Below are 9829 nucleotides of genomic sequence, written 5' to 3'. Positions count from 1 at the left end.
TTGCTGGCCATTTGTTATGGGGCACAATACCTGGCCCATTTTCATGGAGGAAATGTTGCACCTTCCAATACCCGTGAATACGGCAGGGCAAGGCTTACTTCAATTGACGGAGATGAACCTTTTTTTTACGAAATCAGAGAAGATTCGCAAGTATGGATGAGCCATAGCGACACTATAAAAAAATTACCTGAAAATGCAGTAAGGTTGGCCAGTACAAATGATGTACAAAATGCAGCCTTTAAAATAAAAGGGGAAATAACCTATGGTATTCAATTTCACCCGGAAGTATATCATACCAAACAGGGAAAACTGCTTCTGGAAAACTTTTTAGTGCATATTTCGGGTTTACAGCAAACCTGGACTCCGGATGCCTTTGTGGAAACCACTGTGACTGAATTAAAACAAAAGATAGGAAGTGAAAAAGTTATCCTTGGACTATCGGGAGGCGTAGATTCTACTGTGGCAGCGGTTTTATTGCACAAGGCCATTGGAGATCATCTTCATTGTATTTTTGTAAATAACGGATTGCTTAGGAAAAACGAATTTCAGGAAGTATTGGACCAATATGAGCACATGGGTCTAAATGTGAAAGGTGTAGACGCTTCGGCACGTTTTTTGAATGCTCTTGCAGGAGAAGATGATCCTGAAAAGAAAAGAAAAATTATTGGAGGGGTTTTCATTGATGTTTTTGATGATGAATCGCATAAAATTGATGATGCCAAATGGCTTGCACAGGGCACGATTTATCCCGATGTGATTGAGTCGGTATCTGCAACAGGAGGGCCTTCGGCAACTATTAAGAGTCATCATAATGTAGGGGGATTACCAGATTTTATGAAACTAAAAGTGGTAGAACCTCTGAAAATGTTGTTTAAGGATGAAGTGAGAAGGGTAGGGGCAACTCTGGGAATAGAAGATGAACGTTTGGGGCGCCATCCATTTCCTGGACCTGGATTGGCCATACGAATATTGGGAGATGTTACAGAAGAAAAGGTAAGTATTTTGCAAGAGGTAGATGCTATATTTATTAATGGATTGAAGGAATGGGGGCTTTATAATGAAGTTTGGCAGGCCGGAGCAATGCTTTTACCCGTAAATAGTGTAGGGGTCATGGGCGATGAGCGAACTTATGAAAAATGTGTAGCTTTGCGGGCGGTTGAAAGCACGGACGGCATGACGGCCGATTGGGTGAATTTGCCTTACGAATTTTTGCAAAAGACCTCTAATGAAATAATAAACAAAGTTCCAGGGGTAAATAGAGTGGTTTATGATATTTCGTCAAAACCCCCGGCAACCATAGAATGGGAATAAAACCTACAAGCATGTCAATAAGATTTTTAATTACAACGACTGCAATTCTACTGTTTTCATGCCAGGCCATGGCACAACAGTTTAGTTCTCATGCGGTAAAAGTGGGAGAAACAGTCTATAGTATTGCAAGGCAATACAAGGTGAATCCCGCTGATATCCTTAAGTACAATAAGGAGATAGCGGAGGGTGACGTTCTCAAGCCTAATACGATACTGGTAATCCCTCTGAGCTCTAAAGTATTAAGTGCTAATGATTCAATTGCCTTAAATCTAAAACAGGCAAAGGAAGAACAGGAAAAACCAATTGAGTTTATTGCACATAAGGTTAAGAAAAGGGAAACTATTTTCAGCATTGCTCAAAAGTATAATGTTTCTGAAGAAGAGATCAAACGTTATAATACCCAATTGTACGCCAGCCAATTAAAAAAGGGTATGCGCTTAAAAATCCCAAAATACCTGAAAGTTGAAGTTGAAAAGGACAGTATTAGCCTTGTTGATTTTGAAACTTATTCCGTTCAGCCAAAAGAAACAAGATGGAGTATTGCCAATAAATATGGGATCACCATAGATAGCCTTCTTGCCTTAAATCCGGAATTATCGGATGTGACTAGTTTTCTGGCAGAAGGTCAACAGTTGAAGCTTCCTAAAATTGCAGGCAGCAGCCTGGAGGATCAAAATGTACAACTTTATATTTCCTATACCGTTCCACCCAAAAAGACTTTATATAGCCTCTCACAGGAATATAAAATTAGCTCGCAGGATATTGTAAGACTCAATCCTGAGATCGGTAAACTCGGGGGGTTAAAGGAAGGTATGGTAATTAGGTTGCCGGAAGTGAAAAGTGACGAAAATGAGGTGAATACCGATAATTTCATTTTTTATGAAGTTAAACCTAAACAAACAATATACTCCTTATCAAGGAATTTAGGGTTTGATTATAATGAATTGCTGGAACTGAATCCGGATCTCTCCAGAGGTCTAAAAGCCGGAATGGTATTAAAACTGCCTAAAGAACAAAGGGGAAACTTAGAAGTGAAAAATTCTTTGATTCTGGATAAAATTAACCTTTTGGATAGTATCAATACAATTAATAAACCAAAACTAATTTACTTACTTCCTTTTCGCACAGATAAATTAGATCTTAATGATGTTGAGAGTGCATCTGACGCTATTTCACGAAGTAATGCAATAAGTTATAGCCTTGGTTTGTATAGTGGTGCATTGGTTGCTCTGGATTCCATTTCGGAACTGGGAATTTCTGTGGATGTAAAAACATTTGATACCCAATTAGATCCTGATAAAACAAGACAACTGCTTCAGAGAGAAAATTTAGAAGGTGTTAGTGCCATCGTTGGGCCGTTACAATTAAATTCCTTAAAAGAAGTGGCGATTAAGGCTGCAAATGCTAAAGTACCTGTAATTGCACCTCTGGCGTCTACTAGCGATTTTGAACTCGAAAATGTATTCTTTTCTATTCCGTCCGATCAGATATTACGTGAACGTATGCTCGGTTTTATTAAAGATTCTATCACGGATGAGAATATTATTGTGATTACCGACGCAAAGAATAAGCCGGTTGGCGAACAGATAAAAGAAAAGTTTCCTTTGGCCAAATCTGTTGATCTTCAGGAAGATGAAGAAAATATTTCATTAGATTTGGAAGTCTTTGCAAGTCTTCTTTCGCTTGATACAGAGAACTGGGTATTTGTAGAGACAGATAATTTTAAAGTGGTGTCCAGTGTAAGTTCCATCCTTAATTCTTCTAATTCAGATACCACCAAAGTGCGGATGTTTACTACAAATAAGAATAAGGCATTCGAAAATGATGTAATCTCAGGGGCGCATTTGTCTAACCTTAATTTTACATACCCTTCTGTGTATAAAGAAACTAATAATAACGCCTTTGTGAGAAGATACAGAAGGCGTTTTGGGGCAGATCCAGACCGGTATGCGGTGCGCGGTTTTGACCTTACCTATGACCTTCTTTTGAAATTGGCTTATAAGCTCAATTTGTTTGAGGCCTCAAATATCATTGGGATTACCGAATATTGCGGGAATAAATTTGATTATGACAATGAACCTTCTTCCGGATATTACAATACGGCTTCCTATATAATGAAGTATCAGGATATGCGAATAACCCAGGTTAATCCGGAACCATGACATCAAAAGTTACCTATATAGGAGAATTACGCACTAGTTGTATACACCTGCGCTCAGGAAATGAAATCATTACAGATGCACCTGTGGATAACAACGGCCTTGGACAAGCCTTTTCGCCAACAGATACGGTTGCTACGGCTTTAGCTAGTTGTATGCTTACCATGATGGGTATTAAGGCCAGGGACATGGAGGTTGATCTTAAAAATGCTTTTGCAGAGGTTACCAAGCATATGGCTGCCGATCCAAGAAGAATATCTCAGATAGATATAGAGATGCATCTGCCTGCCATTATTTCTGAGAAGCAAAAAAAGATACTCGAGCATGCTGCGCGAACCTGCCCTGTACTATTAAGTCTTCACGCAGATATTAAAAAGGAAATTGTATTTCATTGGGATCTCTAAGATTCATATTCGGCCTTTTTGTATTTCTATGGTCCGTAATGTCATTTGCACAGGAAGAAGAGACCATTCTTTGGCACCCCAAACAAAGGTTAACCTGGGCAAATTTCAAAGCCGAACCCATAGAGGGATCTAAGATAGCTGCCACCACAGCAAGTGGGTTGAGCTATCAATTTTCTACAACAGAAGAAGATGGAAAATATGAATTGGATTATACGATAAGTACTTATTTTTACCCGGATAGGTCATGGTATCAGCCAAAAATATGTGATGAAGTAATTCTAAGTCATGAGCAGCTACATTTTGATATCTCCGAATTGTTTGGCAGGAAAATGCGTAAAATTATGGATACTACCACATTTACAAAAAATGTGAAAGCTGAAGTAAAGGCCATTTATCGTCAGATAAATAAGGAGCTTGCAGAATTTCAACAGCTTTATGACGAAGAGACCAACTTCTCCCGAAATATTGAGCAGCAGCTATCCTGGAATCAGAAAATAAAAGATGCCCTTCGATATTAAGAATTTGGTTTCGTGTACTCTTTTGAACTATATATCGCAAATGGTCACCCCTTGCTTCAAAGCGGCAATTGGGTCCTCCCAGGTCGGAATAAATTCCTGGGCCACATGGCCTTTAAAGCCGGTTTCTAAAATAGCCTTCATTATGGCCGGATAATACAATTCCTGGGTCTCATCAATTTCATGCCTTCCGGGATTGCCGCCAGTATGATAGTGGCCAAAATAGGGATGGTACTCCTGGATGGTCCGTATAATGTCACCTTCCATAATTTGCATATGGTAAATATCATAAAGTAATTTGAAGTTCTCAGAACCTATTTCCTTGCATAAAGCTACACCCCATTCTGCATGATCGCACATATAATCTTTGTGGTCTACTTTAGAGTTCAAAAGTTCCATCTGAATAACCACGCCGTGTTTTTCTGCCAGTGGCATAATTTGTTTTAACCCATCTGCGCAATTTTTGAGCCCCACTTTATCATTCATACCATTGCGGTTTCCACTAAAACAAATCAGATTGGTGTAGCCCGATTCCGCAACTTTCGGAATTATTTGTAAATAATCTTTTATCAGTTCTTCGTGCAATTCAGGATCGTTCCAACCTTTATCAATACCAAGACCTGCCCCCCAGCACATGGATGCATGAATGCCGTACTTTTTCATTAAAGGCCAATCTTCCGGGCCTGTTAAATCCATTGCTGTAAGACCTAATTCATTAAGGCTCTGAAGAAAATCCTCCATTGGAATCTTGCTATAACACCAACGACATACGCTATGGTTAATATTTCCTTTTAAATTGCCGGTAGTAGTTGATTTTCCTTCCATAGCAACGCCTGCAGTAGAAACTAATCCTACGGTTGCGGCCACGGAAGAACCGATGAATGTTCTTCGTTTCATTTTATATCGTTTATAACGTATTAAAGATAATTTATTTAGATTTAATAATGGAACTATTTCCCGACAGGAAAAAGCTTATTGAACTCGCTCATTATAAAATGCCTTATGGCAAGTATAAAGAGCGGTACCTGCTTGATTTGCCTGAGGCTTATTTAATCTGGTTTCAAAGAAATGGATTTCCTAAAGGTAAGCTTGGGGAACATATGAAGGCCATCCTTGAAGTTAAAATAAATGGTATGGAGGGACTCATTAGAAAAATTAGGGAAGATTTTCCGGTGGATACCCGATAATTTCTAGTTGCATTTTGTACCTTTGAATCCCGTAACATAGATGTGCAATATGCCAGATACTAAATATGTTTTCGTTACGGGAGGTGTTACTTCTTCACTTGGTAAGGGGATCATTGCGGCTTCCCTAGCCAAACTTCTGCAAGCCAGAGGCTATAAAACAACAATACAAAAATTAGATCCTTATATCAATGTAGATCCGGGTACCCTGAATCCATATGAACATGGAGAGTGCTATGTTACAGATGATGGTGCGGAAACCGATTTGGATCTTGGCCACTATGAACGATTTTTAAATGTAAAGACTTCGCAGGCCAATAATGTAACTACAGGAAGGATCTACCAGAGTGTGATTGAAAAAGAGCGCCGCGGAGAGTTTTTAGGCAAAACGGTACAGGTAGTTCCACATATTACAAATGAAATTAAAGAACGTATTCAAATACTTGGAAATAGTGGGGAATACGATATAGTAATTACAGAAATCGGTGGTACCGTAGGGGATATTGAATCTCTTCCCTATATTGAAGCTGTAAGGCAATTACTTTGGGAGCTGGGTGATAATAATGGTATTGTGATACATCTTACTTTGGTGCCATACCTTTCTGCCGCAGGCGAATTAAAAACCAAGCCAACACAGCACTCTGTTAAAACCTTGATGGAGAGTGGAATAAAGGCAGATATTCTGGTGTGCAGAACAGAACATGAACTCTCTGATGACATCAAGCAAAAACTGGCATTGTTCTGTAATGTTAAAAAAGAGGCCGTCATACAATCTATAGATGCGTCTACAATATATGATGTACCGGTGATGATGCAGGATGAAGGTTTAGATACCGTAGCGCTGCAAAAACTTGGCTTACCGGATAATACGGTTCCGGATCTGGATCAATGGAATGAATTCCTGGACAGACATAAACACCCTAAGTCTGAAGTAACCATTGGTTTAATTGGTAAATACGTTGAATTACAGGATTCTTACAAATCCATTCTGGAGTCATTTATTCATGCAGGTGCCATAAATGAGGTGAAAGTAAACATAAGACCTATTCATTCAGAACATATTACAGCCAAAAACTTTGAAGAAAAAATGAAAGGTCTTCAGGGAATTCTTGTGGCACCCGGTTTTGGAGAGCGTGGCATTGAAGGTAAAATCAAAGCTGTGCGCTATGCACGGGAAAATAATATTCCTTTTTTAGGCATATGTCTGGGTATGCAAATGGCGGTTATTGAATTTGCCAGGAATGTAGTAGGTTTAAAAGATGCCAATTCTACTGAAATGGACGGAGGTACAGAGCATCCTGTTATTAGCTTAATGGAAGCTCAAAAATCAGTAACCAATAAGGGTGGGACAATGCGCCTTGGAGCATGGGATTGTGAAATACTGGAAGGTACACTTGTCCATAAAGTTTACCATGGACAAACTTCTATTTCAGAAAGACACCGGCATCGTTATGAATTTAATAATGATTACAAGGAAGAATTGGAGAAAGCAGGTATGCTGGCTTCGGGAATAAACAAAGAAACTGGATTGGTGGAAATAATAGAATTGCCTTCTCATCCCTGGTTTATTGGCGTGCAATATCATCCGGAATATAAAAGTACCGTAGCAAGTCCACATCCTCTTTTTGTAGGCTTTGTTAAAGCCGTATTGCTGCACAAAAGACAACAAACTAATGCCAGTTTGGCATAAACTCCACAATTGGATATATATTTGCAAACCATTTGGGACTATCCGTTAATGGGCAAAAGCCAAATTCATAACGGATGCGTATTTAAATTAAGTTAAATGGAAGAAAAGAAACTGGACATAAATTCCATAATCGGTTTTATATTGATATTTGGTATTCTCATTTTTTGGTTTTACCAAAATCAACCTACACCGGAGGAATTGGAAGCTCAAAAAACAGAACGGGCCAAAGTAGAGTCTCAGGTAATAGAGGAGGAGCCAACAGTTCCACAGGCTGTTTTGCCGGAAACAAAAATTGATCTGCAAGACTCTGTTGCAATTGCTGATTACAAAAATGCCATAGGTGGTTTTGGATTTACTTCGGCTAAGGAAGGCACTACCGTTCTTGAAAATGAAGTCCTCTTTTTGGAAATAAGCAATAAAGGAGGCCAGATAATTGAGGCCAGGATGAAGAAATTTGTCACCTTCGATTCAATACCTGTTTATTTGGTAAAAGACGGAAATGCCTCTTTTGGGATTAATTTTTCAACCAGAGATAATCGGGTAATAGATTCAAAGGATCTGTTTTTTGAACCATCAATGTCCAAAAACGGGGACAACCAGGTTCTTTCAATGAAGGCAAAGGTTGCATCGGATCAGTATTTGGAATTTCGCTACGAGATGAAACCCGATGAATACCTGCTGGATTATACGGTTCGTTCTCAAGGTTTAAGCGGGGTAATAAATGATGCCCAGCCAATAAATCTAAATTGGAAACAGAGAGGAATTAGACATAATAAAAGCATTCAATATGAGAATAGGTATACCAGACTTACCTATAAACATGATGAAGAAAAAATAAGCAAACTTTCTGAGAGTGGTGATGATGAAGAAATTGAGAATGGGGTTACGTGGCTTTCTTACAGGCAGCATTTTTTTAGTTCTATCCTGGCAACCAAGACTCCTTTTGAGTCAGCAGCCTTAAGTTCAAAGAATTTGGTAGAGGAGGAAAGCAAAGAAGCAAAAACTACCAAGGAATTCGCTACGGTGGCACCTTTGAAAATGCAAGGTGGTGAACTTTCTTATAATATGAATTGGTATTACGGACCAACGGATATTAAAGTGCTATCTGAATATAAGGAATTGGGTCTGGCGGATTCTATTCCATACGGTTGGGGAATATTTGGTTGGATAAACAGATATGTGTTTACTCCATTTTATGGATTTTTGAGTTCTTTTTTACCCTTTGGTATTGCTATTGTTGTGATGACTATTCTGGTAAGATTACTGATGTCTCCTGTTACTTATAAGTCCTATTTGTCTCAGGCCAAAATGAAGGTTCTCAAACCTGAAATTACGGAGCTCACAGAAAAATATAAGGATAATGCGATGAAGAAGCAGCAGGAAACCATGAAGCTTTACAATAAGGCTGGGGTGAGTCCTATGAGTGGTTGTGTACCGGCCTTGTTGCAGTTGCCTATTTTCTATGCGCTATTTATGTTTTTCCCTACATCTTTTGCATTGCGACAGAAAGCTTTTCTATGGGCAAGTGATTTATCTTCCTATGACACAATAGCGGAGTTACCTTTTACTATTCCTTTTTATGGAGACCATGTGAGTTTATTTCCGATATTGGCATCAGTGGCTATTTTCTTTTATATGATGATGACCACAGGGCAGAATATGCAAACGCAACCGGGTATGCCAAATATGAAATTTATCATGTACCTGTCTCCCTTGATGATGCTTTTCTTTTTTAACAATTATGCAAGTGGTTTGAGTTTGTATTATTTTGTATCAAACCTTATTACCATTTTTATCATGTTAGCCATAAAGAAATTTATTCTGGATGAGGATAAAATACATGCGCAGATACAGGAGAATAAAAAGAAACCAAAAAAAGAAAATAAGTTTCAGCGTAAAATGAGGGAGATGATGGATCAGGCAGAGCAACAGAAAAAGAATAAGTAAATTATAAGCTTATCATAAAAGAAAAAAGCCCTGACACTTGTGTCGGGGCTTCTAGCTTTAAGTAGGTTTAGTTTGATAAGATTTGGGATTTCAAAGATGCACCATAGTTATACTAAAAAAAAAGAATAGTTGTAAAGGGTCATTTTTTGTATGCTAACAGTTTCAAATTTGATGTCTCCAATTTCTAAGCAGAATCCTTGACTTTTTTCCTACAAAAAAACTCCCCTGAACCATTAGGGGAGTCTTAATCAATAAGTAAAACAATCTATCAACCAACTAACAAACAATTTTCTTTAGTGACTTGGAGGATTTAAAATATTAATCACCTCCTGTGGTAAAAGCACTTTGTCAATAACATGGACTATGCCATTGCTTGCAATATTATCGGCTGCTATCACATTGGCATCCGTTCCTGATTTATCTCTTATGTCTACACCATGATTAATAATGGCAAATAAAGATTCTCCCTGTGCAGTGGGTAATTCCTGATGATTGTAGAGCTCGCCTGAAGCTACTGCAGCTCCTGCCACAACATGATAGGTAAGTACTTTTGTAAGTAATGCTTTTTCTTCTTCGGTGTCAAAGTCTGCAAGGCTGTGATAATCATCACCTAATGCAT

Annotated in this window: 9 protein-coding genes; 7 read left to right on the top strand and 2 right to left on the bottom strand. The window is 38.5% G+C overall.

The annotated features are described in order from the left end of the window. From guaA to WBM60_RS06355, 4 genes are all read left to right on the top strand, one after another. Positions 1 to 1311: glutamine-hydrolyzing GMP synthase (gene guaA, locus WBM60_RS06370; protein WP_424282874.1), on the top strand; the 1311-nt coding region annotated here is incomplete at its 5' end. Between the two features lie 11 nt (positions 1312 to 1322). Then, entirely contained in the window at positions 1323 to 3473 is a 2151-nt protein-coding gene (locus WBM60_RS06365) for a LysM peptidoglycan-binding domain-containing protein (protein WP_424262268.1), read from the top strand. Next, positions 3470 to 3874: an OsmC family protein gene (locus tag WBM60_RS06360; protein WP_424262266.1), complete on the top strand. Its 405-nt coding sequence runs from the start codon at positions 3470 to 3472 to the stop codon at positions 3872 to 3874. Before WBM60_RS06365 ends, WBM60_RS06360 begins: the two co-directional genes overlap by 4 nt. A gap of 38 nt (positions 3875 to 3912) precedes the next feature. Continuing rightward, on the top strand, positions 3913 to 4392 hold the full coding sequence (locus WBM60_RS06355) for a DUF922 domain-containing protein (RefSeq protein WP_424262263.1): 480 nt from the start codon (positions 3913 to 3915) through the stop codon (positions 4390 to 4392). Positions 4393 to 4419: 27 nt separating this feature from the next. On the opposite strand, the gene WBM60_RS06350 is transcribed toward WBM60_RS06355, so the two are convergent. Continuing rightward, on the bottom strand, positions 4420 to 5286 hold the full coding sequence (locus tag WBM60_RS06350) for a hydroxypyruvate isomerase family protein (RefSeq protein ID WP_424282873.1): 867 nt from the start codon (positions 5284 to 5286) through the stop codon (positions 4420 to 4422). 47 nt (positions 5287 to 5333) lie between these two features. Between WBM60_RS06350 and WBM60_RS06345 the strand changes: the two genes are divergently transcribed. The 3 genes from WBM60_RS06345 (at position 5334) to yidC (ending at position 9210) form a co-directional block, all read left to right on the top strand. Continuing rightward, a complete protein-coding gene (locus WBM60_RS06345) occupies positions 5334 to 5576 on the top strand; it encodes a DUF3820 family protein (protein WP_424276456.1) in 243 nt (80 codons plus the stop codon). A gap of 49 nt (positions 5577 to 5625) precedes the next feature. Beyond that, on the top strand, positions 5626 to 7263 hold the full coding sequence (locus WBM60_RS06340) for a CTP synthase (RefSeq protein ID WP_424262257.1): 1638 nt from the start codon (positions 5626 to 5628) through the stop codon (positions 7261 to 7263). A 96-nt stretch (positions 7264 to 7359) separates the two neighbouring features. Next, positions 7360 to 9210, top strand: coding sequence for a membrane protein insertase YidC (yidC, locus tag WBM60_RS06335; RefSeq protein ID WP_424262255.1), 1851 nt, complete (start codon positions 7360 to 7362; stop codon positions 9208 to 9210). Between the two features lie 293 nt (positions 9211 to 9503). Here yidC and WBM60_RS06330 read toward each other — a convergent pair. Beyond that, the coding region (locus tag WBM60_RS06330; protein WP_424282872.1) for a fasciclin domain-containing protein at positions 9504 to 9829 on the bottom strand (326 nt) is incomplete at its 5' end.

Origin of the sequence: Eudoraea sp. (assembly GCF_049669105.1) — a bacterium.
Classification (GTDB): domain Bacteria; phylum Bacteroidota; class Bacteroidia; order Flavobacteriales; family Flavobacteriaceae; genus Eudoraea.
Note: the sequence above shows the minus strand (reverse complement) of the source record. Positions and strands in the feature narration are given on the sequence as shown.